The organism is Bacillus sp. AFS059628 (assembly GCF_002571225.1).
Taxonomy (GTDB): domain Bacteria; phylum Bacillota; class Bacilli; order Bacillales; family Bacillaceae_G; genus Bacillus_A.
Genome location: NZ_NVEC01000007.1, coordinates 45,108 through 70,687 on the forward strand (window position 1 = coordinate 45,108; position 25,580 = coordinate 70,687).

Annotated in this window: 27 protein-coding genes; 26 read left to right on the forward strand and 1 reads right to left on the reverse strand. The window is 37.2% G+C overall.

Features of this window, described 5'->3' with window-relative positions; all coding sequences use genetic code 11:
* Positions 1-4: 4 nt before the first annotated feature.
* The 6 genes from COL05_RS04310 to spoVM all read left to right on the forward strand — a co-directional run bounded on the left by COL05_RS04310 (position 5) and on the right by spoVM (position 5,447).
* The gene (locus tag COL05_RS04310) at positions 5-757 is read left to right on the forward strand and encodes a Stp1/IreP family PP2C-type Ser/Thr phosphatase (protein ID WP_098667718.1); all 753 of its coding nucleotides are present in this window, start codon (positions 5-7) and stop codon (positions 755-757) included.
* Between the two features lie 8 nt (positions 758-765).
* On the forward strand, positions 766-2,739 hold the full coding sequence (prkC, locus tag COL05_RS04315) for a serine/threonine protein kinase PrkC (RefSeq protein ID WP_098667719.1): 1,974 nt from the start codon (positions 766-768) through the stop codon (positions 2,737-2,739).
* Positions 2,740-2,991: 252 nt separating this feature from the next.
* Positions 2,992-3,873 carry a ribosome small subunit-dependent GTPase A gene (rsgA, locus tag COL05_RS04320; protein ID WP_098667720.1) on the forward strand — a complete coding sequence of 294 codons (882 nt, stop codon included), beginning with the start codon at positions 2,992-2,994 and terminating at the stop codon, positions 3,871-3,873.
* Positions 3,874-3,875: 2 nt separating this feature from the next.
* A complete protein-coding gene (gene rpe / locus COL05_RS04325; RefSeq protein WP_098667721.1) occupies positions 3,876-4,520 on the forward strand; it encodes a ribulose-phosphate 3-epimerase in 645 nt (214 codons plus the stop codon).
* A 99-nt stretch (positions 4,521-4,619) separates the two neighbouring features.
* Positions 4,620-5,300, forward strand: coding sequence for a thiamine diphosphokinase (locus COL05_RS04330; RefSeq protein WP_142337350.1), 681 nt, complete (start codon positions 4,620-4,622; stop codon positions 5,298-5,300).
* 66 nt (positions 5,301-5,366) lie between these two features.
* The gene (gene spoVM, locus COL05_RS04335; protein ID WP_001213599.1) at positions 5,367-5,447 is read left to right on the forward strand and encodes a stage V sporulation protein SpoVM; all 81 of its coding nucleotides are present in this window, start codon (positions 5,367-5,369) and stop codon (positions 5,445-5,447) included.
* Between the two features lie 73 nt (positions 5,448-5,520).
* On the opposite strand, the gene rpmB is transcribed toward spoVM, so the two are convergent.
* Positions 5,521-5,709 carry a 50S ribosomal protein L28 gene (gene rpmB, locus COL05_RS04340; RefSeq protein WP_000124776.1) on the reverse strand — a complete coding sequence of 63 codons (189 nt, stop codon included), beginning with the start codon at positions 5,707-5,709 and terminating at the stop codon, positions 5,521-5,523.
* Between the two features lie 376 nt (positions 5,710-6,085).
* Here rpmB and COL05_RS04345 point away from each other — a divergent pair, with 376 nt between their 5' ends.
* The 20 genes from COL05_RS04345 to ylqF all read left to right on the forward strand — a co-directional run bounded on the left by COL05_RS04345 (position 6,086) and on the right by ylqF (position 25,545).
* The gene (locus COL05_RS04345; RefSeq protein ID WP_000021109.1) at positions 6,086-6,448 is read left to right on the forward strand and encodes an Asp23/Gls24 family envelope stress response protein; all 363 of its coding nucleotides are present in this window, start codon (positions 6,086-6,088) and stop codon (positions 6,446-6,448) included.
* 22 nt (positions 6,449-6,470) lie between these two features.
* On the forward strand, positions 6,471-8,147 hold the full coding sequence (locus COL05_RS04350; RefSeq protein WP_098667723.1) for a DAK2 domain-containing protein: 1,677 nt from the start codon (positions 6,471-6,473) through the stop codon (positions 8,145-8,147).
* 290 nt (positions 8,148-8,437) lie between these two features.
* A complete protein-coding gene (gene recG, locus COL05_RS04355; protein WP_098667724.1) occupies positions 8,438-10,486 on the forward strand; it encodes an ATP-dependent DNA helicase RecG in 2,049 nt (682 codons plus the stop codon).
* 88 nt (positions 10,487-10,574) lie between these two features.
* Positions 10,575-11,168, forward strand: a complete 594-nt coding sequence (gene fapR / locus COL05_RS04360) for a transcription factor FapR (RefSeq protein WP_000747352.1) — start codon at positions 10,575-10,577, stop codon at positions 11,166-11,168.
* Positions 11,165-12,157, forward strand: a complete 993-nt coding sequence (plsX, locus tag COL05_RS04365) for a phosphate acyltransferase PlsX (RefSeq protein WP_098667725.1) — start codon at positions 11,165-11,167, stop codon at positions 12,155-12,157. The genes fapR and plsX overlap by 4 nt, the downstream gene beginning before the upstream one ends.
* A 14-nt stretch (positions 12,158-12,171) precedes the next feature.
* Positions 12,172-13,116 carry an ACP S-malonyltransferase gene (gene fabD, locus COL05_RS04370; RefSeq protein WP_098667726.1) on the forward strand — a complete coding sequence of 315 codons (945 nt, stop codon included), beginning with the start codon at positions 12,172-12,174 and terminating at the stop codon, positions 13,114-13,116.
* Complete coding sequence (fabG, locus tag COL05_RS04375) at positions 13,116-13,856, forward strand: 3-oxoacyl-[acyl-carrier-protein] reductase (RefSeq protein ID WP_016718306.1); 741 nt, start codon at positions 13,116-13,118, stop codon at positions 13,854-13,856. Before fabD ends, fabG begins: the two co-directional genes overlap by 1 nt.
* A 69-nt stretch (positions 13,857-13,925) precedes the next feature.
* On the forward strand, positions 13,926-14,159 hold the full coding sequence (gene acpP, locus COL05_RS04380) for an acyl carrier protein (RefSeq protein ID WP_000786062.1): 234 nt from the start codon (positions 13,926-13,928) through the stop codon (positions 14,157-14,159).
* Positions 14,160-14,217: 58 nt separating this feature from the next.
* Positions 14,218-14,955: a ribonuclease III gene (rncS, locus tag COL05_RS04385; protein WP_001146876.1), complete on the forward strand. Its 738-nt coding sequence runs from the start codon at positions 14,218-14,220 to the stop codon at positions 14,953-14,955.
* A gap of 146 nt (positions 14,956-15,101) precedes the next feature.
* Positions 15,102-18,671 carry a chromosome segregation protein SMC gene (smc, locus tag COL05_RS04390; protein WP_098667727.1) on the forward strand — a complete coding sequence of 1,190 codons (3,570 nt, stop codon included), beginning with the start codon at positions 15,102-15,104 and terminating at the stop codon, positions 18,669-18,671.
* Between the two features lie 15 nt (positions 18,672-18,686).
* A complete protein-coding gene (gene ftsY / locus COL05_RS04395; RefSeq protein ID WP_098667728.1) occupies positions 18,687-19,676 on the forward strand; it encodes a signal recognition particle-docking protein FtsY in 990 nt (329 codons plus the stop codon).
* Between the two features lie 133 nt (positions 19,677-19,809).
* Positions 19,810-20,142, forward strand: a complete 333-nt coding sequence (locus COL05_RS04400) for a putative DNA-binding protein (RefSeq protein ID WP_000891062.1) — start codon at positions 19,810-19,812, stop codon at positions 20,140-20,142.
* A gap of 12 nt (positions 20,143-20,154) precedes the next feature.
* Positions 20,155-21,504 (forward strand): signal recognition particle protein, encoded by a 1,350-nt coding sequence (gene ffh / locus COL05_RS04405; RefSeq protein WP_000863461.1) that lies wholly within the window; start codon positions 20,155-20,157, stop codon positions 21,502-21,504.
* Between the two features lie 100 nt (positions 21,505-21,604).
* Positions 21,605-21,877: a 30S ribosomal protein S16 gene (gene rpsP / locus COL05_RS04410; RefSeq protein WP_000268750.1), complete on the forward strand. Its 273-nt coding sequence runs from the start codon at positions 21,605-21,607 to the stop codon at positions 21,875-21,877.
* 14 nt (positions 21,878-21,891) lie between these two features.
* Positions 21,892-22,119: a KH domain-containing protein gene (locus COL05_RS04415; protein WP_048530518.1), complete on the forward strand. Its 228-nt coding sequence runs from the start codon at positions 21,892-21,894 to the stop codon at positions 22,117-22,119.
* Between the two features lie 121 nt (positions 22,120-22,240).
* Positions 22,241-22,756, forward strand: a complete 516-nt coding sequence (rimM, locus tag COL05_RS04420) for a ribosome maturation factor RimM (RefSeq protein ID WP_098667729.1) — start codon at positions 22,241-22,243, stop codon at positions 22,754-22,756.
* Complete coding sequence (gene trmD, locus COL05_RS04425) at positions 22,756-23,490, forward strand: tRNA (guanosine(37)-N1)-methyltransferase TrmD (protein ID WP_000686892.1); 735 nt, start codon at positions 22,756-22,758, stop codon at positions 23,488-23,490. The genes rimM and trmD overlap by 1 nt, the downstream gene beginning before the upstream one ends.
* 146 nt (positions 23,491-23,636) lie before the next feature.
* Positions 23,637-23,981, forward strand: a complete 345-nt coding sequence (gene rplS, locus COL05_RS04430; RefSeq protein WP_001186516.1) for a 50S ribosomal protein L19 — start codon at positions 23,637-23,639, stop codon at positions 23,979-23,981.
* Positions 23,982-24,082: 101 nt separating this feature from the next.
* Positions 24,083-24,634 (forward strand): signal peptidase I, encoded by a 552-nt coding sequence (gene lepB, locus COL05_RS04435; RefSeq protein ID WP_000711855.1) that lies wholly within the window; start codon positions 24,083-24,085, stop codon positions 24,632-24,634.
* Between the two features lie 20 nt (positions 24,635-24,654).
* Positions 24,655-25,545 (forward strand): ribosome biogenesis GTPase YlqF, encoded by an 891-nt coding sequence (gene ylqF, locus COL05_RS04440; protein WP_078419062.1) that lies wholly within the window; start codon positions 24,655-24,657, stop codon positions 25,543-25,545.
* Positions 25,546-25,580: the final 35 nt, after the last annotated feature.

A 25,580-nucleotide genomic window follows, 5' to 3' on the forward strand; every position in this document is an offset into this window, starting at 1 on the left:
CGAGATGAAAGCCGTGTTTCTATCAGATAAAGGAAAAGTTCGTCAACATAATGAGGATAGTGCAGGAGTTTTTCACAATTTAGATGGAAATATTTTAGCGGTAGTAGCAGATGGAATGGGAGGTCATCGAGCTGGTGATGTAGCTAGCTCGATGACCATTCAATTATTCCATGATTATTGGAAGCAAACGCATAATATGAATGAGCCAAAAAAAGTAGAAGAGTGGTTACATACTAGTGTGGGGATTATTAATGAGCGTGTATATGAGTACTCTAAGCAACATGTAGAATGTAATGGCATGGGAACAACGCTTATAATAGCAATTTGTACGCCAAACTTTGTGACAATAGGTCACATAGGAGATAGTCGTTGCTATATGATATCAGAGGGGGAAATCTCGCTTGTAACGGAAGATCATTCACTTGTAAATGAACTTGTGAGACATGGTGAAATTTCAAAAGAAGACGCAGAATATCACCCGAAAAAGAATGTTTTGTTAAGAGCATTAGGAACAGAAGAAACAGTCGGATTAGATGTGAAAACATTAGTGCTTGAGGAAGATGATCAGTTACTTCTTTGCTCTGATGGATTATCTAACAAAGTTTCTATTGCTGATATGCAACAAATTTTACAGTTAAATGAACAGCTAGAAGCTAAGGGACAACGCCTCATTCAATTGGCGAATGATCGTGGCGGGGAAGATAATATCACCCTTGTTCTTATTGATTATGCGGGTTCGACAAACGAAAGTAGGTGAAGTGCAACGTGCTGATTGGAAAACGCTTAAATGACCGTTATAAGCTACTGAAAATGATTGGTGGCGGTGGAATGGCCAATGTGTATTTAGCTCATGATGAAATACTGGGCCGGGATGTAGCGGTAAAAATATTAAGACTCGACTATTCAAATAACGAAGAGTTTATTAAACGTTTCCATCGAGAAGCGCAGTCTGTTACAACGTTGTCGCATCCAAATATTGTGAATATGTATGATGTCGGAGAAGAAGATGGTATATATTATCTTGTAATGGAGTATGTACCAGGACAAACATTGAAACAATACATAATCGAGCGAGGGATGTTACCTATAGGAGAAGCTCTTGATATTATGGAGCAGTTAACATCCGCCATGGCACACGCCCATCATTTTGAAATTGTGCACCGTGATATAAAACCGCACAACATATTAATTCGAACTGATGGAGTAATAAAAGTAACAGATTTTGGAATTGCGACAGCTACAAGTGCAACAACAATTACACATACAAATTCGGTACTCGGTTCGGTGCATTACTTATCACCAGAACAAGCGCGCGGCGGGATAGCAAATAAACAATCAGATATTTATTCCTTAGGGATTGTTATGTTTGAGTTGTTAACAGGAAGACAACCGTTCTCTGGCGAATCTGCTGTTGCTATAGCTTTGAAGCATTTACAAAGTGAAATTCCGTCTCCAAAAAGATGGAATGAAAATATTCCACAAAGTGTGGAAAATATTATATTAAAGGCAACTGCAAAAGATCCGTTTCATCGATATCAATCTGCCAATGCGATGAAACGAGATATTGAAACTGCGCTATATCCAGAGAGGATAAATGAGCAGCCATTTTACATACCGGAAGATATGGAAGCGACAAAAGCGATTCCGATTATTCAACAAGAACAATTATTCGAAAATGTAACTGATGAAACAATTGTTTTAAAAGGAAGTAAAGTGGATGAACAGACAAGAAACGAAGAAGCAGAATTAAATAAGAAGAAAAAACGAAGTAATAAATGGCTCAAAATTTTAATTACAACATTTTTACTTTTAGCGATTGGAATAACGTTAGCGCTTACTGTTATTCCAGGATTCTTTATTCCCAAAGATGTAAAAGTCCCTGATGTGGCTGGTATGAAATATACGACAGCAGTAAATACATTAGTTGAAAAGGGTTTTGAGGTTACGGAACCTAATATTGTATATACAGATGATGTAGAAGTCGGTGATGTCATAAAAACAGACCCTGTAGCAGGGAGAGTCGTGAAAGAAAACTCTAAAATTACTATCTATCAATCAGGTGGAAAAAAGAAAAACAAGATGAGTGATCTCACAGGAAAAGACTTTGAGAGTATAAGGAATGAATTAGAAGAAAAATATAAGCAAGTTACAATAAATTATATTGAAAATGATAGGCCAAAAGGTGAAATCGTTGAGCAAATTCCGACGCCGGATCAAATGGTAGTAGAAGCGGAACAAGAGCTGAAAATTTGGGTAAGTAAAGGTCCTTATCAAATTAGACCAGGTGATTTTTCAGGATGGACTGAAAATAGCGTAAATGGTTATTTGAATGAGAGAAAACTAACTCCAGATATAAAACGAGAGTATTCCGATACTGTTGATAAAGGACTTGTCATTTCGCAATCTCCAAAACCGGGAACGCCGTTAAAAGAAGGAGATAAAGTGACGATTGTCATCTCAGAAGGTCCTAAGCCGAAAGTAACGAAAACAGTGAAAGTAGATAATATTTCTATTCCGTATGAGTCTTCTATAATAGGTGAGAAAAAACCACAAACGATAGAAATTTATAAAGAAGATATGCAACAAAAAATGGATAGACCAATTGAAACTAGAACAATTTCAGAGTCGGCAACTATTTCATTAGAATTTGTAATTCAAGAAGGCACAAAAGGACACTATAAAATTGTGCGAGATGGTGTAACGATTATCGACAAAGAAGTACCTTACCCAACTCAATAATAATGAATTCCATGTTCTGTTTAAAGGGGATGGAATGTATTACTCTTGCCTGTTATGCTGTCTACATATAGTAGAAAGTATAACAGGCAAAAATATATGATTCAAAAAGCTATAAAAGTGATACTGTTATAAATAATATTTTAAATTTGATGGTAGGTTAAATATAATAACTTGTATATATGACGGGTTTTGAAATCATTATTTAATAATTTTAATTACAGCTTCACTTTATACAAAATAAAGGAGAATTATATGCCAGAAGGAAAAATTGTAAAAGCTCTAAGTGGGTTTTATTATGTGCAGCATGAAGAAGGGATTACACAATGTCGCGGGCGTGGTGTGTTTAGAAAAAATAAAATTACACCACTGGTAGGAGACCAAGTTGTTTTTCAAGCAGATAATCCAACTGAAGGATACGTGCTTGAAGTATTTGATCGAAAAAATGAACTTGTTAGGCCTCCTATTGCTAATGTTGACCAAGCCATCCTTGTTTTCTCCGCAGTAGAACCAGATTTTAATCCGGGACTGTTAGATCGATTTTTAGTGCTGATCGAATATCATAATATTAAACCGATTATTTGCATTAGTAAGATGGATTTAGTAGATGAAAAAATGAGAGAGACTGTTGAATCTTATGCAAATGACTATCGTGAGATGGGATATGATGTATTATTTACTTCTATAAATACATCGGAAAGTATTGATATTTTAAAACCATTCTTAGAATGTTGTGTTTCTGTCGTTGCAGGACAATCAGGTGTTGGAAAATCTTCTATGCTAAACGTTTTACGTCCAGAGTTAGAACTGAAAACGAATGATATTTCCTCGCATTTAGGACGCGGGAAACATACGACAAGACACGTGGAATTGATTGCGATTGGAAGCGGACTAGTGGCAGATACACCTGGTTTTAGTTCACTTGATTTCATAGATATCGAGGTAGAAGATCTTACATATTGTTTTCCAGAGTTGAAAGAAGCGAGCCAATACTGTAAATTTAGAGGGTGTACACATCTTTCTGAACCGAAATGTGCTGTGAAGGCAGCGGTTGAAGAAGGGAAGATTACAGAATATCGTTATAAGAATTACAAACAATTCGTAGAAGAAATTAGAGAGAGAAAGCCGAGGTATTAGTTATGATTAAAATTGCACCATCGATTTTATCAGCAGATTTTTCAAAATTAGGGGAAGAAATTAAAGATGTAGAAAAGGGCGGAGCAGATTATATTCACGTCGATGTAATGGATGGACATTTCGTACCAAATATTACGATTGGACCATTAATTGTAGAAGCAATCCGTCCGATTACATCGTTACCATTAGATGTACATTTAATGATTGAAAATCCTGATAACTATATCCCGACTTTCGCAAAAGCGGGAGCGGATATTATTACTGTTCATGTAGAGGCGTGCCCTCATTTACATCGTACAATTCAGTTAATTAAATCTCATGGCATTAAAGCGGGAGTTGTATTAAATCCGCATACGCCAGTTTCAGTGATTGAGCATGTATTAGAAGATATCGATATGGTATTACTTATGACAGTAAACCCTGGATTTGGTGGACAGAAATTTATCCATTCCGTATTACCAAAAATTAAACAAGTTGCAGACATGGTTAAAGAGCGCAATCTAGACGTAGAAATTGAAGTTGATGGTGGTGTAAACGCTGAAACAGCAAGACTTTGTGTGGAAGCAGGAGCAAATGTACTTGTAGCTGGATCAGCTGTATACAATCAAAAAGACCGCGGTGAAGCAATTCGTGTCATTCGTGGATAATGAATGAACGAGTCTTTATCCTAGTGAATCTTCTAGTGTACTAGGTTTTCACTATTTATAAAGGATAGAGAAAAAATATGTAAAAAGGCAATCTACCGAATGGCAGATTGCCTTTTTACAATAGAAGGGGAAGGAAACATGATTATTCATATTTTAGCGGGAGGACCTGCGGAATATTGTGCAGATTTTTCTCGATATGAAAATGAGAAAGTAGTGTGGGTGGCAGTTGATAGAGGAGTATATCGTTTGTTAAAAGGAGGGATTACTCCAGCTGTTGCGTTTGGAGATTACGATTCGGTTACTGAAGAGGAATTAGAATGGATGGGACAGCAAACAAATGACTTACATATTGTTCCTCGTGAAAAAGATCAAACAGATTTAGAAATTGCGATTAACTGGGCGTTAGAACAAAATCCAGCATTAATTCGTATTTTTGGTGCTACCGGCGGAAGGTTGGATCACGGTTTAGCAAATATACAGATGCTTTTAAAAGGGGTAGAAGTAGGAATAGAAATGTGCATTGTAGACAATAAAAATGAAATAAGCGTAAAAAAAGTGGGTACACATATAATTGAAGAAAATAAAAATTTCCCTTATGTATCTTTTGTACCGGTTACTGAAATAGTGGAAGGGATTACATTACTTGGTTTTAAGTATCCTCTAACAAATAAAACAATAGAGTGGGGATCGACACTTTGTATTAGTAATGAACTCGTTGAGGAAAAAGGTACTTTTTCATTTACTTCTGGCATATTAATGGTGATAAGAAGCACTGATTAAAGAAACAATTTTGCTCCTTACATCATATAGTGAACAAGTGGAGTAATGGGGATTAGGAGGGAAACCATGAGATTTTATACAATTAAGTTACCTAAATTTCTTGGTGGAATTGTTCGTGCCATGTTAAATACCTTCAAAAAAGATTAAAAAAAGCACCTATTACCGGTGCTTTTTTCATTGGTATAGTAAAAAAAGAGCCTATCGGCTCTTTTTTTTATTATTAAACACGTTCGATTTTGCCAGATTTTAATGCTCTAGCAGAAACGTAAACACGTTGAACTTTTCCGTCGATGCGTACGCGAACTTTTTGAAGGTTAGCGCCCCACTTACGTTTTGTAGCGTTCATTGCGTGAGAACGAGAGTTACCAGAACGAGCTTTTCTTCCAGTAATAGCACAAACACGAGCCATTTATATTTCCCTCCCTTGATACCTTACCATACGTAATTTTTCAATGTTAGTCTTTTATGCGATGCTAAAAACACTACTATAATTTAACACAACTAAATAGAGAATGCAACACTGTAGAAAAAAGAAATCAAGAAAAATTACTTGACACTACATATCAATGAAGAAAAGTTGAAATCAAGAAAAATTGCTTGACATATTATAGTGGTACATGTTGTATAATAACAATGGACTATTTTGCTCATCATAAAAAATGTGATTTAAAACATAAAATATGAGAGTGAAAAGAAAGAACGATGGAATTTTCTTTAAAAAGATTATATGATAGTAACTAAAGTAGTCTAACTCACTTTCACCATTTATGAAGGGGGAAAACGAGATGTCAATTGAAATTAAAACGAAGTACGGTCAAATTGATATTAGTACAGATGTAATTGCAACAATTGCTGGAGGTGCCGCGGTAGATTGCTACGGTATCGTAGGTATGGCATCAAAAAATCAGTTAAAAGATGGATTAACAGACATTTTACGAAAAGAAAACTTCACTAGAGGTGTTATCGTTCGTAAAGATGAAGATGAAGTACATATTGATATGTATATTATTGTGAGCTATGGTACGAAAATTTCAGAAGTAGCACATAACGTGCAGACGAAAGTGAAATATACATTAGATCAAACTGTAGGACTAGCAGTAGATTCTGTAAACATCTACGTACAAGGAGTTAAAGTAATAAACTTGTAATGTGCATTAAGGAGGAAAATCTGTGTCAATTCAAAAAATTGATGGAAAACGTTTATCACAAATGATCATTCAAGGAGCGAATAATTTAACAAATAATGTTCAGCTTGTTGATGCATTAAACGTATTTCCAGTTCCAGATGGCGATACCGGTACAAACATGAACTTATCTATGACTTCAGGCGCACGTGAAGTGAAAGCAAATCCTTCACAACATGCTGGTAAAGTCGGCGTAAGTTTAGCCAAAGGATTATTAATGGGAGCTCGTGGTAACTCTGGAGTTATTTTATCTCAGTTATTCCGTGGTTTCTCAAAATCAATTGAGCAAAAAGAAGAATTAACAACAGTTGATTTTGCTGAAGCTTTAGAAGCTGGAGTAGAAGCGGCTTACAAAGCGGTTATGAAACCGATTGAAGGAACGATTTTAACGGTTGCTAGAGAAACGGGTAAATATGCAGTAACAGTTGCGAAAAAACAGCGCGACTTTGTTTTGTTTATGGAAGACGTTGTGAAAGAAGCAAATGCATCGTTAAATCGTACGCCGGATTTATTACCTGTATTAAAACAAGTTGGCGTTGTAGATAGCGGTGGTAAAGGTCTTGTTGTTGTATACGAAGGATTTTTAGCTGACTTAAAAGGAGAAACAATTTCTTCTGATGCGCCGACGCAACCGTCTATGAATGAAATGGTACGCGCAGAACATCACCGTAGTGTACAAAGCCAATTGAGTACAGAAGATATTAAGTATGGATATTGTACGGAGTTCATGGTGAAATTAGAAGCTGAAAAAGTGAAAGAACATAATTTCTCTGAACAAAAATTCCGTGAAGATATTAGTGTATATGGTGATTCTTTACTAGTTGTATCTGATGATGAGATTGTAAAAGTTCATATTCATGCAGAGCATCCTGGAGACGCTATGAACTATGGACAACGTTACGGTAGTTTAATCAAGATCAAAGTAGAGAATATGCGTGAACAGCATACTGCTTTATTAGATGAGCCTGCTATGATGCCTGAGCCAATTAGCCAGTCTAAAGAGAAGCAACCATACGGTATCGTAACTGTAGCTATGGGATCTGGTATTAAAACTTTATTTGAGAGCATTGGCGCAACGAAAGTTATCGAAGGTGGCCAAACAATGAATCCAAGTACGGAGGATATTGTGAAGGCGATTGAAGAAGCGAACGCTGAAAAAATCATTATTTTACCGAATAACGGGAATATCGTGATGGCAGCAGAACAAGCAGCGTCAGTTGTCGATCAAGAAGTAATTGTAGTTCGTTCAAAAACAGTTCCTCAAGGTATGGCTGCAATGTTAGCATTTAACCCAGTTGGAACGTTAGAAGAAAATGAAGAAAACATGAAAGAAGCTTTATCTCATGTGAAAACTGGTCAAATTACGTATGCTGTACGTGATACGGAAATTGATGGTGTGGCAATTCAAAAAGATGACTTCATGTGTATTGCAGATGGAAAAATCGTATCAACAAATGCTGAAAAAGTAGGAGCTGCAAAGCAATTACTAGAAGCGCTTATTGATGAAGATTCTGAAATCGTAACGATTCTACAAGGTGAAGATGCAACTGATGAAGAAGTAGCTGAGTTAGTTGAATTTGTAGAAGAGAACTTTGAAGATGCAGAAGTAGAAGTACATGCTGGAAACCAACCGGTGTATTCTTTCATCTTCTCTGTAGAATAAGAAAAAATTCGTTTTGAAAATAAATGGATTATTTACTTGCTAATGGATAATAAGTAGTAATATGAAGTTTATTACTAGTTTTTATTCAAAAGGCTAGCATATTGTAGATAAAAAAGAGCCTTGCTGCTAATAGTGAGGCTCTTTTCTTTCGTGTTGCTTATGAGGGATTTGAGTAGTTTCTCTTAGAATGCCTATGATAGAATATATAAGGTGAAAGAGAGCGATTACAGATGTTAATCGCGTTAATGGATAATGAATGAAAGAAAATAATGTGACGGAGCGTGAGAATCTTGAATGAAGTTGTACAAGTTCCTGTTACGGATGTAAAGGGAATCGGAGGAGAAACATCTGAATTACTACACGAGATGGGAATTTATACAGTTTCTCATCTATTAGAGCATTTTCCGTACCGTTATGAAGATTATGCGATGAAAGATCTTGCTGAAGTAAAGCATGATGAACGTGTAACAGTTGAGGGGAAAGTTCATAGTGCTCCTTTATTACAATATTATGGGAAGAAAAAATCGCGTCTTACGGTTCGTGTCCTCGTTGGTCGCTATTTAATTACAGCTGTATGTTTTAATAGGCCGTACTATAAGCAGAAGTTAACTTTAGATGAAACGGTAACGATTACTGGTAAATGGGATCAGCATCGTCAAACGATTGCAGTATCAGAACTTCACTTTGGACCAGTTGTACGTCAACAAGAAGTAGAACCGGTATACTCAGTGAAAGGGAAGCTTACAGTGAAACAGATGCGCCGTTTTATTGCACAAGCGCTAAAGGAGTACGGAGATTCTATAGTCGAAGTGTTGCCTGATGGATTGCTAAGTCGATATAAATTGTTGCCACGTTATGAAGCGCTTCGGGCGTTGCATTTTCCGGCAGGACAGGAAGATTTAAAGCAAGCGCGTCGCCGTTTTGTATATGAGGAGTTTTTCTTATTCCAGCTTAAAATGCAAACATTACGGAAAATGGAGAGAGAAAATTCGAAAGGGACGAAAAAAGAAATTCCTTCAGCAGAATTGCAAGAGTTTATCGATGCACTTCCGTTTCCGTTAACTGGCGCGCAACGCCGTGTTGTGGATGAAATTATGAAAGATATGACATCTCCTTATCGAATGAATCGTCTGTTGCAAGGTGATGTAGGTTCTGGTAAAACGGTGGTTGCAGCAATTGGTCTTTATGCAGCGAAATTAGCACATTATCAAGGTGCTTTAATGGTTCCTACAGAAATTTTAGCAGAACAACATTATCAATCGCTCGCAGAGACGTTCTCGCACTTTGGTATGAAAGTTGAATTATTAACAAGTTCAGTTAAAGGCGCGAGACGTCGAGAGATTTTGGCGAAATTAGAGCAAGGAGAAATAGATATCCTTGTTGGAACACATGCTTTAATTCAAGATGAAGTTATTTTTCATAGGTTAGGTCTCGTGATTACTGATGAACAACATCGATTTGGTGTAGCGCAGCGACGAGTTTTAAGGGAGAAAGGTGAAAGTCCAGACGTATTATTTATGACAGCAACACCAATTCCGCGTACGCTAGCAATTACCGCATTTGGGGAGATGGATGTTTCTATAATCGATGAGATGCCAGCTGGTAGGAAGGTAATTGAAACATACTGGGCAAAACATGATATGTTAGACCGTGTTCTAGGTTTTGTAGAGAAAGAGATAAAAAAAGGAAGACAAGCATATGTTATTTGTCCTCTTATTGAAGAATCTGAGAAACTGGATGTACAAAATGCAATCGACTTACATAGTATGTTGACTCATCATTATCAAGGGAAATGTCAAGTCGGATTAATGCATGGAAGATTATCATCTCAGGAAAAAGAAGAGATAATGGGGCAATTTAGTGAAAATAACGTGCAAATTCTTGTATCGACAACAGTTGTTGAAGTAGGTGTGAACGTACCGAATGCGACTGTAATGGTTATTTATGACGCCGAGCGTTTCGGTTTATCGCAGCTGCATCAGCTGAGAGGGCGTGTTGGTCGTGGTAGTGAACAATCGTATTGTTTATTAATCGCAGATCCGAAATCGGAAACAGGAAAAGAGCGAATGCGTATTATGACCGAAACGAATGATGGATTTGTATTGTCAGAAAAAGATTTAGAGTTAAGAGGTCCTGGAGATTTCTTTGGAAGTAAGCAAAGTGGTTTACCAGAATTCAAGGTTGCTGATATGGTACATGATTATCGAGCGTTAGAAACAGCTAGACAAGATGCGGCGTTACTAGTAGATTCAGAAGCATTTTGGCATAATGATCAATATGCGTCGCTGCGTAAGTATCTTGACGGGACAGGTGTGTTCCAGGGAGAGAAGCTCGATTAAAGGGAGGCAACGAAAGTTTTTGTTGCATTCTACTTTTAATGATTATATACTACTGTTAGTACCTAGTCATAAAAATGGATGGTGCGGTATGAAAAAAAGAAGAAGTAAAAAAGAAAGACAAGAATTATTACAACAAACTATAGAAACGAATCCTTTTATTACGGATGAAGATTTAGCAGAAAAATTTCAGGTGAGTATACAAACCGTACGTCTTGATCGTATGGAATTATCTATTCCTGAATTAAGAGAAAGAATTAAACATGTAGCTACAAAGCAACATGAAGAAGATGTGAAATCTTTACCGTTAGAAGAGGTTGTCGGAGAAATTATCGATATAGAATTAGATAGACATGCGATTTCTATTTTTGAAGTGAAGGTAGAACACGTATTTAAAAGAAATCAAATTGCTCGTGGGCATCATTTGTTTGCACAAGCAAACTCACTAGCTGTTGCAGTTATTGATGAAGAATTAGCATTAACTGCAAAGTCTACCATTCGGTACATTCGTCCTGTAAAATTAGGAGAGCGTGTCGTTGCGAAAGCGCGCGTTGAAGATGTAGAGAATGATAAAGGACGGACGGTTGTCAAAGTGCGTAGCTTTGTTGGAGAAGAACTTGTTTTCACAGGCACTTTTGAAATGTATCGATCTAGTAATTATAGTGAGGAAGGTAACAACTTATGAAAATCGCAATAGATGCAATGGGCGGCGATCATGCTCCAAAGGCTGTCGTACTAGGAGCAATGAAAGCTATTAAGGAATATTCTGATTTACATATTACGTTAGTAGGGAAAGAAGAGGAAATTCGTCAATACTTAACGAGTGAAGAACGAATTACTATACTTCATACAGAGGAAAAAATAGAATCGACAGATGAACCAGTAAGAGCGGTTCGTCGAAAAAAACAAGCTTCAATGGTACTAGCAGCACAGCAAGTGAAAGACGGTGTAGCGGATGCTTGTATATCAGCTGGTAGCACAGGAGCTTTAATGGCGGCTGGATTGTTTGTTGTAGGTCGTATGGAAGGAATTGAGCGACCAGCTTTATCCCCTACAATGCCAACTGTTGATGGAGAAGGTTTTGTTATGTTAGATGTTGGAGCGAACGTTGATGCAAAACCAATTCATTTATATCAATATGCAGTAATGGGATCTGTATATGCTGAGAAAGTAAGAGGAATTAAAAATCCTCGCGTTGGACTTTTAAACGTTGGAACAGAAGATGGCAAAGGTAACGAGCTTTCAAAACAAGTCTTTGCAATGCTTAAGGATGCCCCAATTAATTTCGTTGGGAACGTTGAATCAAGAGATTTATTGCAAGGTGTAGCAGATGTTGTAGTATGTGATGGTTTTACAGGGAATGTAGCACTGAAATCATTAGAAGGAACAGCGCTTGCATTATTCTCTATGTTAAAAGAACAGTTAATGAGCTCGTTTACGAGCAAATTAGCAGCAGCGGTATTAAAGCCAAAACTTATGGTATTAAAAGATAAAATGGATTATTCGGAGTATGGAGGAGCGGCATTATTTGGATTGAAGGCTCCTGTCATTAAGGCTCACGGTTCTTCCAATGACCAATCGATATTTAGTGCGATTCGTCAGACGAGAGAAATGGTAGCGAAAGAAGTTATTCCTACTATTTCAAGCGTAATGGAGAAAGAGCCACTCCAATAAGAGGAGGATTTGAAATGGGAAAACTAGCATTTCTTTTTCCGGGCCAAGGTTCACAGGCAGTTGGAATGGGTAAACAGTTAGCAGAGAATAATAAAGAGGTTGCAAATGTATTTGCAAAAGCAGATGAGGTATTGCAAGATTCACTTTCGGAAGTGATTTTTGAAGGGCCGCAAGACAAGCTTACGTTAACGACAAATGCGCAACCGGCTTTATTAACAACGAGTTTTGCTATTTTGACAGCTTTAAAAGAGTATGATATTACACCAGACTTTGTCGCAGGGCATAGTTTAGGTGAATATAGCGCTCTTGTAGCGGCGGGTGCAATAACTTTTGAAGAGGCAGTATATGCTGTAAGGAAACGTGGGGAATATATGGAAGAAGCTGTTCCTGGCGGAGAAGGTGCAATGGCGGCTATTTTAGGTGCTGATCCACATATGCTGAAACAAGTTACAGAAGAAGTAACAAGTGAAGGATATGCAGTACAAATTGCTAATATGAATAGTACGAAGCAAATTGTGATTTCTGGAACGAAGCAAGGAGTCGAGATTGCTTCTCAAAGAGCGAAAGAAAATGGTGCAAAGAGAGCTGTTCCGCTTAAGGTAAGTGGACCGTTCCACTCTTCGCTTATGAAGCCAGCAGCGGAGAAATTCCAAAGTGTCTTAAATGAAATTACAATTCAAGATACGAATATTCCGGTTATCGCAAATGTAACGGCAGACGTTATTACAAGTGGTGCGCATATTCAAGAAAAGCTAATCGAGCAGCTCTATTCGCCTGTCTTATGGTACCCATCTATTGAATACATGGTGAGTCAAGGGGTAGATACATTTATTGAGATTGGACCTGGGAAAGTACTTGCTGGACTTATGAAGTCAATTGATTCATCAGTGAAAGCATACGCGATATATGATGAAGAGACATTACAAGATACCATTTCGAATTTGAGAGGAGAAAACTGATGTTAAAAGGGAAAGTAGCATTAGTAACGGGTGCTTCACGTGGAATCGGTCGTGCAATTGCGATTGATTTAGCGAAACAAGGTGCAAATGTTGTAGTAAATTATGCTGGTAACGAGCAAAAGGCAAATGAAGTAGTTGATGAAATAAAGAAATTAGGTTCGGATGCAATTGCAGTAAGAGCAGATGTTGCAAATGCTGAAGACGTTACAACTATGGTGAAACAAACTGTAGATGCATTTGGACAAGTTGATATTCTTGTGAATAATGCAGGTGTAACAAAAGATAATTTATTAATGCGTATGAAAGAAGAAGAATGGGATACAGTTATTAATACAAACCTAAAAGGTGTATTCTTATGTACAAAGGCAGTATCTCGATATATGATGCGTCAACGTCATGGACGTATTGTAAATATCGCTTCTGTTGTCGGAGTAACGGGAAACCCAGGACAAGCAAACTATGTTGCTGCTAAAGCGGGTGTAATTGGATTAACAAAAACATCAGCAAAAGAGTTAGCGAGCCGTAATATTACTGTAAATGCAATTGCTCCTGGATTTATTGCGACAGATATGACAGACGTATTAGATGAAAATATAAAAGCTGAAATGTTAAAATTAATTCCTGCAGCTCAGTTTGGTGAGGCGCAAGATATCGCAAATGCTGTAACATTTTTTGCTTCTGATCAAAGCAAATATATTACAGGTCAAACGTTAAATGTTGATGGCGGTATGGTAATGTAATAAAAGAATCGATTTCAGCTAGTTTTTTTGGACAATATTTAATATAATATTTGAGGGGAGGTGAATGGAATGGCAGATGTTTTAGAGCGTGTAACAAAAATCATCGTTGATCGTTTAGGAGTAGAAGAAACAGAAGTAGTACCAGCTGCAAGCTTCAAGGAAGATTTAGGAGCAGACTCCCTAGATGTAGTAGAACTTGTAATGCAATTAGAAGACGAATTCGAAATGGAAATTTCTGATGAAGATGCTGAAAAGATTGCTACTGTTGGCGATGCTGTGACTTACATAGAGAGTCATCTATAATGCTTGAATGAAGTCCCGTTTTTTAGCGGGGCTTCTCGGCTTATATCTGGAGGGACCTATGCCGTACCGTAAATATAGAGAAAAAAAATACGAAACAAAATATCGTGAAGCGTTTAAAGTATTTCAAGAAAAGATAGGTATTACGTTTACAGATGAAAAATTATTGATTCAAGCATTTACGCATTCATCGTATGTGAATGAGCATCGAAAAAAACCGCATGAAGACAATGAGCGTCTCGAATTCCTTGGAGATGCAGTATTGGAACTTACTGTATCGCAGTATCTGTTTCAAAAATATCCGACAATGAGCGAAGGGGAGTTAACAAAACTACGTGCAGCTATTGTATGTGAACCATCTCTTGTTCGTTTTGCAAACGAGTTGTCATTTGGTAGCCTTGTTTTATTAGGAAAAGGTGAGGAAATGACAGGCGGACGTGAACGACCAGCTTTATTAGCGGATGTCTTTGAAGCGTTTATTGGTGCCCTTTATCTTGATCAAGGGCTAGAAACAGTATGGGGCTTCTTAAAAGAAATTGTATACCCTAAAATTAATGAAGGTGCTTTTTCTCATGTGATGGATTATAAGAGTCAATTACAAGAGTTGATTCAGCGTGATGGTAGTGGCAATATTGAGTATCAAATTTTGCAAGAAAAAGGACCGGCTCACAATCGAGAATTTGTGTCACGTGTTACGTTAAATAACGTGGCTTTAGGTCTTGGTAGTGGCAAGTCGAAAAAAGAAGCAGAGCAACAAGCTGCTGCAGAAGCGTTGAAAAAGTTAAAAGAACAACTATAAGGAATCCCCCTTTGAATGAGGGGGATTCCTTGTGTATAGAATGAAACTTTCCTTTCGTTTGTAAATGTAAGGGAATGTAATCGTATAATCGTTTGTTTTTGTATAAACAACATTAATAGCAACGGAGAATAGGAGGAAGGCCTTTCGTGTTTTTAAAAAGATTAGAAATAGCAGGATTTAAGTCTTTTGCTGAGCGTGTATCTGTTGATTTTGTCCCAGGTGTAACGTCTGTAGTAGGACCTAATGGAAGCGGGAAAAGTAATATTACTGATGCTATTCGCTGGGTACTTGGTGAACAATCGGCAAAATCATTACGTGGTGCAAAGATGGAAGATATTATTTTTGCAGGCAGTGATACGAGAAGAGCAGTTAATGTTGCTGAAGTAACGATAACTTTAAATAATGAGGATCAACGTTTACCGATTGAATATAATGAGGTGTGTGTAACGCGTCGTGTATCTCGTTCTGGTGATAGTGATTTTTATATTAATAAACAATCATGTAGATTGAAAGATATTATCGACTTATTTATGGACTCTGGTATGGGAAGAGAAGCTTTTTCGATTATTAGCCAGGGGAAAGTTGAAGAGATTTTAAGTAGTAAATCAGAAGAACGTCGTGGTGTATTTGAAGAAGCAGCGGGAGTGCTGAAATACAAACTTCGTAAAAAGAAAGCTGAAGGGAAATTAGCAGATACACAAGAAAACTTAAATCGTGTACAAGATATAATTCACGAATTAAGTAGTCAAGTAGAACCTTTAGAAAGACAAGCTTCTATTGCGAAAGATTATCTTGAGAAAAAAGAAGAATTAGAGAAAGTAGAAGCGGCGCTTATTGTACATGAAATTGAAGAATTACATGAGAAATGGGAAGCGCTTCGAAATCAGTTTGGGCATAATAAAAACGAAGAAGCGAAAATGTCAACGCATTTACAAAAAGGTGAAGGAGAGCTAGAGGAGTTACGAGGTCAATTACAAGCAGTAGAGGAGTCTGTAGATTCCTTGCAAGAAGTACTTCTTCTTTCTAGTAAAGAACTAGAAAAGTTAGAAGGGCAACGTGAGCTATTAAAAGAGAGAAAGCAAAATGCAACGACGCATTGTGCGCAACTCGAACAGTTAATTGTTGAATTAACAGCGAAAGCTACAAGTTATGATGGTGAAATAGAATCAAGTACAGAAGTATTGATGCAATTTGTAAATCAAGTAAAAGAGTTGGAGACGAAATTGCATGATAATGAGCAATTACTTGCAACGTTTGCTGACAATTTAGAGGAACAGATTGAGAATTTAAAAGGTGACTATATTGAACTTTTAAATCAACAAGCTAGTCATCGTAATGAATTATCTATGATTGAAGAACAATCTAAACAACAAAACTCTAAAAATGAACGCCTTGATGAAGAAAATGCGAAATATGTAGAAATGCGTATGGAAATTACATCGAAAAAGACGAAACTTGTGGAAAGTTATGAACAAGTGAAAGAAAAAGTAGCTGGAATCCTTTTGAATATACAAAAGACAGAAGCGGCACTTGGGAAATGCAAGGTGCAGTATAGTGAAAATGAAACAAAACTGTATCAAGCGTATCAATTTGTACAACAGGCACGTTCTCGAAAAGAAATGCTAGAAGAGATGCAAGAAGATTACTCTGGTTTCTATCAAGGGGTACGTGAAGTATTAAAAGCTAGAGAAAATAGGTTGCAAGGTATCGAGGGTGCTGTCGCAGAACTGCTAACGGTACCGAAAGAATATGAAGTTGCAATGGAAATTGCTCTAGGTGCAGCAATGCAGCATATTGTCGTACAAAAAGAAGAGCATGCTCGTAATGCTATTGCATTTTTAAAACAAAATAAACATGGACGAGCAACGTTTTTACCACAAGCTGTTATTAAAGGTAGATCATTATCGTTTGAGCAATTACGTATTGTAAATCAGCACCCATCGTTTGTAGGTGTGGCGGCAGAACTTGTGCAATATAACAATAAATATGAAAATGTAGTTTCGAATTTGTTGGGTACTGTTATTGTTGCAAAAGATTTACGCGGGGCGAATGAGTTGGCGAAACAACTACAATACCGTTATCGCATTGTAACAATCGAAGGTGATGTAGTGAACCCTGGCGGTTCTATGACAGGTGGAGCGGTAAAACAGGCGAAATCTTCTTTATTAGGACGTCAACGTGAGCTAGAAGAGTGGACAAACAAGTTAACTGATATGGAAGAAAAAACGACGAAGTTAGAAAACTTTGTTAAAGCAGTAAAGCAAGAAATTCAAGAAAAAGAAGTACAAATACGCGAACTGAGACAAAGCGTAGAGGTAGAGCGTGTAGAAGAACAGAAATTAAGAGAAGAAATTAGTCGCTTAGAATTAGAAGAACATCGTATTAATGATCGTTTATCAATTTATGATTTAGAGATTGAAGGGTTCTTACAAGATCAAGTGAAAATACAAGGGCGTAAAGAAGAGCTAGAAAAGATTTTAGCGACCCTTCAAGTGGAGATTACGGAATTAGATAGTAACATTGCAGCTTTAACAAAACAAAAAAGTGAGCAGCATTCTTCGAAAGAAAAAGTTCAAAAAGAAATGACAGAGTTAAAAGTGTTAGCAGCTGAAAAGCAACAACGCTTATCTAACCAAAAAGAAAAAGTTGAACGATTGACGAAGGAAAAAGAAGAAACAGATGCAACGCTTGTTAAAACGAAAGAGGACTTAGCATTCTTAAAACAAGAAATGACATCGAATTCAAGTGGTGAAGAGCAAATTACGAATATGATTGAGAAGAAAGCATACGATCGTAATCAAACTTCAGAGTTAATTCGCTCTCGTCGTGAACAACGTGTATCGTTACAAGAGAGGGTAGAACAGTTAGAGCGTAATCTGAAAGAGACCACAGGTAAACATAAATACATTCTTGAGATGTTGAAAGATCAAGAGGTGAAAATTAACCGACTTGATGTAGAGTTAGAAAATAGATTACAACATTTACGTGAAACATATACAATTTCATTTGAAGCGGCAAAACTGAAGTATACAATGGTGATGCCTGCCGAGGATGCACGTAAAAAGGTGAAATTAATTAAATTATCTATTGAAGAGCTAGGTACAGTAAACTTAGGAGCAATTGATGAATATGAGCGTGTAGCAGAGCGTCATACATTCTTACTAGAACAAAAAGATGATCTAGAAGAAGCGAAAACAACATTGCATCAACTTATTACTGAAATGGATGAAGAAATGAAAAAACGCTTTTCTACTACGTTTGAAGGAATTCGAATGGAGTTTCAATCGGTCTTCTCTGAATTGTTCGGAGGCGGTAGAGCGGATTTAGTCATGACGAATCCAGAGGATTTATTAAATACAGGTATTGATATTGTAGCGCAACCGCCAGGGAAGAAACTGCAAAACTTAGGTTTACTTTCAGGTGGAGAGCGTGCTTTAACAGCAATTGCGCTGTTATTTGGTATTTTAAAAGTGCGCCCAGTGCCATTCTGTGTACTAGATGAGGTAGAGGCTGCTCTTGATGAGGCGAACGTTGCCCGTTTTGCCCAGTATTTAAAGAAATTTAGTGATGAGACACAGTTTATTGTAATTACACATAGAAAAGGTACAATGGAAGAGTCTGACGTATTGTACGGTGTAACAATGCAAGAGTCAGGGGTATCTAAACTTGTCTCGGTTCGTTTAGATGATGGAGAAGAACTAGTTGCAAGCAAATAGGAAGGATGGGTCAGTATGAGCTTTTTTAAAAAACTAAAAGAAAAAATTTCGAAACAAACAGATACGGTAACAGAGAAGTTTAAACAAGGATTAGAAAAAACAAGAAATTCATTTGCGGATAAAGTGAATGATCTAGTCTTTCGTTACCGTAAAGTGGATGAAGATTTCTTCGAAGAATTAGAAGAAATTTTAATCGGTGCAGACGTTGGCGTTTCAACGGTGATGGAATTAATTGATCAATTGAAAGAAGAAGTGCAACGCCGTAATATTCAAGATCCAAAAGAAGTACAAGCTGTTATTTCGGAAAAACTAATAGAAATTTATAAAGGCGACAGCGATTTTACTAATGAAGTTAATATGCAAAAAGATGGCTTGACAGTTGTTTTATTTGTTGGTGTTAATGGTGTAGGTAAAACGACAACAATTGGTAAGATGGCTCATAAGTTTAAATCAGAAGGTAAGTCTGTCTTATTGGCGGCAGGAGATACATTCCGCGCTGGGGCGATTGAACAATTGGAAGTATGGGGCGATCGCGTTGGTGTAGAAGTGATTAAACAAGGATCAGGGTCTGATCCGGCAGCGGTTATGTATGACGCTGTACAAGCTGCGAAAGCACGTAACGTAGACGTATTACTATGCGATACAGCAGGACGTTTACAAAATAAAGTGAACTTAATGAAGGAGCTAGAGAAAGTAAAGCGTGTAATTGAACGTGAAGTACCAGGAGCTCCTCATGAAGTATTACTTGTTATTGATGCTACAACAGGACAAAATGGTTTAAGTCAAGCGAAAACATTCCGTGAAGCAACGAATGTTACTGGTATTGTTTTAACGAAGTTAGATGGGACTGCTAAAGGTGGTATTGTATTAGCGATCCGTAACGAAATGGATGTACCGGTTAAATTTGTTGGATTAGGGGAGCAAATGGATGATCTACAACAGTTCGATCCAGAACAATATGTATATGGTTTATTTGCGAACTTAGTAGAAACAGAAGAAGTATAAGTGAAAGAAGCGGTATTTTCCGCTTCTTTTTCTATAAAAATATGTGATGTTAAGAAAAAAACTTGACACTCTTTTGTACTCCATGTAAACTAATTCATGTAAAGGGAAATCACTTAACAAAGGATGATCCAACATGCTCGAAAAAACAACGAGAATGAACTATTTATTTGATTTTTATCAATCGTTGTTAACGCAAAAACAAAGAAGTTATATGTCGCTTTATTATCTAGATGATTTATCTCTTGGTGAAATTGCGGAAGAATTTGATGTAAGTCGCCAAGCCGTGTATGATAACATTAAACGGACTGAAGCGATGCTTGAAGAATATGAAGAAAAATTAGTATTACTTCAAAAGTTTCAAGAGCGACAGCGACTTGTTGCAAAGCTAAAACAGCTAATCAGCGAAGAAGAGCATGTGAATGAAGAAATGAAACAAGTTGTTGAAGCTATCGAAAAATTAGATTAGGAGGGCGGCAATATGGCATTTGAAGGATTAGCCGACCGACTTCAACAGACAATGCAAAAAATCCGCGGCAAAGGAAAAGTTTCTGAAGCCGATGTGAAAGAAATGATGAGAGAAGTTCGTCTAGCTCTTTTAGAAGCGGACGTTAACTTTAAAGTAGTAAAAGATTTTGTAAAGCGTGTGTCTGAACGTGCTGTCGGACAAGATGTAATGAAAAGTTTGACACCTGGACAACAAGTAATTAAAGTTGTACAGGAAGAACTTACAGAACTTATGGGCGGAGAGCAAAGCAAAATTGCTGTTGCTAATAAGCCACCGACTGTTATTATGATGGTTGGTCTGCAAGGTGCAGGTAAAACAACGACGACAGGTAAGCTTGCGAATTTGCTTCGTAAAAAGCATAATCGTAAACCTATGCTTGTTGCGGCGGATATTTACCGTCCTGCAGCGATTAAACAGCTTGAAACATTAGGGAAGCAATTGGACATGCCTGTATTCTCTTTAGGAGATCAAGTAAGTCCTGTTGAAATTGCGAAACAAGCGATTGCAAAAGCAAAAGAAGATCATCACGATTATGTTTTAATTGATACAGCGGGTCGCCTGCATATTGATGAAGAACTAATGGATGAATTAGCGAAAGTGAAAGAAGTTGCGAAACCGGATGAAATTTTCCTTGTTGTCGATGCGATGACAGGACAAGACGCGGTTAATGTTGCACAAAGTTTCCATGAACAGTTAGGTTTAACTGGGGTTGTATTAACAAAACTAGATGGTGATACGCGCGGTGGTGCGGCATTATCTATTAAAGCTGTTACAAATACACCAATTAAATTTGCTGGTATGGGTGAAAAACTAGATGCACTTGAAGCGTTCCATCCAGAACGTATGGCATCCCGTATTTTAGGGATGGGAGACGTCTTAACGTTAATTGAAAAAGCGCAAGCTACAGTTGATGAAGAGAAAGCAAAAGAACTTGAGCAAAAAATGCGTACACTTTCGTTTACGCTTGACGATTTCCTAGAACAACTTGGACAAGTGCGTCAACTTGGACCGCTTGATGAATTGTTAGGAATGCTTCCTGGTGCAAATAAAATTAAAGGGCTGAAAAATGCACAAGTTGATGAAAAACAAATTGGGCATATTGAGGCAATTATTCGTTCTATGACTAAATTAGAGCGAGAACAACCGGAAATAATCAATGCTAGTCGCAAAAAGCGCATTGCCAAAGGTAGCGGTACAACGGTACAAGAAATCAATCGTTTAATCAAGCAATTTGATGATATGAAAAAGATGATGAAAACGATGACTGGAATGCAAAAAGGTAAGAAAAAAGGACTAGGTGGATTGAAGTTTCCATTCATGTAAGGAAAAAAGATGGCTCTGTTAAGAAAAAATACTTTACAAAGCAATAGTCTTTTTGCTAATATAATTATCTGTGTGAAATAAATTCGGAGGTGCTTTATAAATGGCAGTTAAAATTCGTTTAAAACGTATGGGAGCTAAAAAAACTCCTTTCTATCGTGTAGTTGTTGCAGATTCTCGTTCTCCTCGTGACGGACGTTTCATTGAGGAAATCGGTACTTACAATCCGGTTGCTCAACCAGCTGAAGTTAAGATCAACGAAGAAGCAGCATTAAAATGGTTAGGAAATGGTGCTAAACCATCTGATACAGTTCGTAACTTATTCTCTAACCAAGGTATCATGGAGAAATTCCACTTATCTAAACAAGGTAAGTAATTGAGGCAATGACTATGAAGAAGTTAGTCGAGACGATTGTCAAGCCTCTTGTCGATTATCCTGAAGATGTAAAAGTTACACAGGAACTTTACAACGGAGAGATAAAGTATCGATTAACTGTACATCCTGAGGATGTTGGAAAAGTCATTGGAAAGCAAGGCAAAGTTGCGAAAGCAATTCGAATGCTCTTGTATTCAGTGGGACATCATAATGATGAAAAAGTAACACTGGAAATTCAATAAACGTAAAAAGGGCGAGGAGTTATTTCCTCTCCCTTTTTTAACATTTAAAGAGAAGTTGCATGTTCCATATGTGAAATGGGGATGCTTAATTTATATAGAAACCAGGGGTGAAATACTATTTATGACAAAATGGTTTAATGTAGGGAAAATTGTAAATACTCATGGCGTAAGAGGAGAAATTCGTGTAGTTTCTCGTACTGATTTTCCAGAAGAGCGATATAAAGTAGGAAATACATTATACATATCGAATGAAAAAGGTGGAGAGCCTTTCCCAGTAAAGATTACTTCTCATCGTCAACATAAAACATTTGATTTATTGACATTTGAAGGATATGGGAATGTAAATGAAGTAGAACAGTTTAAAGGATCTCTTTTAAAAGTGCCTGAAGATCAATTAGGCGAACTACCTGAAGGTGAATACTACTATCATGAAATTATTGGTTGCAACGTTGTAACGGAAGAAGGAGAAGCGTTAGGGACAATAAAAGAAATTTTATCTCCCGGTGCAAATGATGTTTGGGTTATTAAACGTCCAAAAGGTCAAGATCTGTTAATTCCTTATATTGATGATGTTGTACTTCAAGTTAACATTGAGAATAAATTAGTAACCATTCATGTAATGGAAGGGCTGCTATAATGAAAATTGACATTTTAACATTGTTTCCAGATATGTTTACAGGTGTGTTTGGATCTTCAATTTTAAAGAAAGCACAAGAAAAAGAAGCGGTAGAGCTTCGTGTGGTCAATTTCCGCGATTATACAACGAGTAAGCATAATAGCGTAGATGATTATCCGTATGGTGGTGGCGCTGGGATGGTATTAACCCCTCAGCCTATTTTTGATGCTGTAGAAGATTTAACGAAAGAGACAGAGCGTAAGCCGAGAGTTGTCTTAATGTGTCCGCAGGGTGAAAGATTTACTCAAAAGAAAGCGGAAGAGCTTGCAGAAGAAGAACATTTAATCTTTGTATGTGGACATTATGAAGGATATGACGAGAGAATTCGTGAACATCTCGTGACAGATGAGATTTCTATTGGTGACTACGTATTAACGGGTGGAGAGTTAGCCTCTATGGTTATAACTGATAGTGTCGTACGTCTCTTGCCAGGAGTACTAGGAAATCATGCTTCACAAGTCGAGGATTCGTTTAGTACAGGTTTATTAGAGCATCCTCATTATACACGTCCAGCTGATTTTCGTGGTATGAAAGTGCCCGATGTATTAATGTCAGGAAATCATAAAAATATTGATGAGTGGCGACATAAAGAATCGTTGCGTCGTACGTACACGCGTAGACCGGATTTACTAGAAGAACGAGAATTGTCTAAGCAAGAAAAGAAGTGGCTAGAACAGATTAAAGAAGGCAAATAAGGGCTTGATATATTTTCTATTGCAACAGTTCTAGCAATATGCTATTATAACACTTGTGCTGCTGAAATCAGTAGCCGTATTAACGATGTTCCGCTGTAATTTATTTAGACTTTATAAGAGCATCTGTTTAAAGGAGAGAATTTAATATGCAACAATTAATCGCAGAAATTACAAAAGGCCAATTAAAAACTGACCTTCCTTCATTCCGTCCTGGAGACACTTTACGTGTACACGTAAAAGTAGTTGAGGGAACTCGTGAAAGAATTCAGCTTTTCGAAGGTGTTGTAATTAAACGTCGTGGTGGCGGAATCAGTGAAACATTCACAGTTCGTAAGATTTCTTACGGTGTAGGTGTAGAGCGTACATTCCCAGTTCACACGCCAAGAATCGCGAAAATCGAAGTACTTCGCCGTGGTAAAGTACGTCGTGCTAAGTTATACTACTTACGTAACCTTCGCGGTAAAAAAGCACGTATTAAAGAAATTCGATAAGACATGTATGGGAGCTTGTAAATGCACAAGCTCCCTTTTTCCAATCTATATAAAATTTTGATATAATACGAGCAGCTTACATAATCGTGGAGGGGAAAAGCATGAAGAAAGAAAAGAGTTCACTTTGGGAATGGATCAAAGCAATTTTGATCGCTGTTGTATTAGCGGGTGTTATTAGACAGTTTTTCTTTGCGCCAATTCTCGTAGATGGAGTATCGATGGCGTCTACTTTACATGATCGCGATCGAATGATTGTTAATAAAATTGGTTATCACATAGGAGATCCGAAACGATTTGATATTATTGTATTCCAAGCAACGGAAGATAAAGATTATATTAAGCGTATTATCGGCCTACCAGGCGATGAAATAGAGTATCGTAATGATAAACTATATGTTAACGGAAAGGCTTATGAGGAGCCGTATTTAGACAAGCAGAAAAAACAAATTGCTGACGGACCGCTTACATATGATTTTACTCTTGAAGAAATGACAGGGAAGAAAACTGTCCCGGAAGGTCAATTATTTGTTTTAGGCGATAATCGTCGTTTTAGTAAAGATAGCCGTTCGATTGGTACAATTTCAATGGACCAAGTAATCGGAAAAGCAAATATACTATATTGGCCGTTAAAAGATGCACGTATTGTGAAATAAAAGAAAAAGAAGGTGGCAACATGGTAATTCAATGGTTCCCGGGTCATATGGCAAAGGCTAGACGCCAAGTAACAGAAAAATTAAAGTTAATTGATGTTGTAATTGAGCTTGTAGATGCTCGATTACCTTTATCTTCTCGAAATCCGATGATTGATGAGATTATTACACATAAACCGAGGCTTGTTGTTTTAAATAAAGCAGATATGGCGGATGATCGTTTAACAAAACAGTGGATCGCATATTTTAAAGAAAAAGGCCATATGGCAATTTCAATTAACGCACAAGCTGGACAAGGTATGAAGGAAATTGCAGCGGCTTGTAAAGTGTTAGTGAAAGAAAAATTTGATAAAATGGTTGCAAAAGGTATTAGACCGAGAGCGATTCGTGCATTAATTGTAGGTATACCGAATGTTGGTAAATCTACGTTAATCAATAAGTTAGCGAAGAAAAATATTGCTAAAACAGGAGATCGTCCTGGTGTGACAACCGCTCAGCAATGGATTAAAGTTGGGAAAGAAATGGAGCTGTTAGATACACCTGGTATTTTATGGCCTAAATTTGAAGACGAATTAGTTGGTTTACGACTAGCTACGACTGGTGCAATTAAAGACTCTATTTTAAATCTACAAGATGTAGCCGTTTATGCGTTACGTTTTATGGAGAAACATTATCCAGAACGATTAAAAGAGCGCTATAGTTTAAATGACATTCCAGAAGATATCGTGGAGTTATTTGATGCGATTGGGAAAAACCGAGGCTGTTTAATGGGCGGCGGAATGATTGATTATGATAAAACATCTGAACTTGTACTTCGTGAGCTTCGTGGTGGCAAACTTGGAAAAATGACATTTGAAACACCAGAAGAGTTTGCAGAACAAACAGAAGATGTAGAAAAAGTAGAAGAAGTATAAGACGTGCATTTGTACGTCTTTTCTTTTTTGTATAT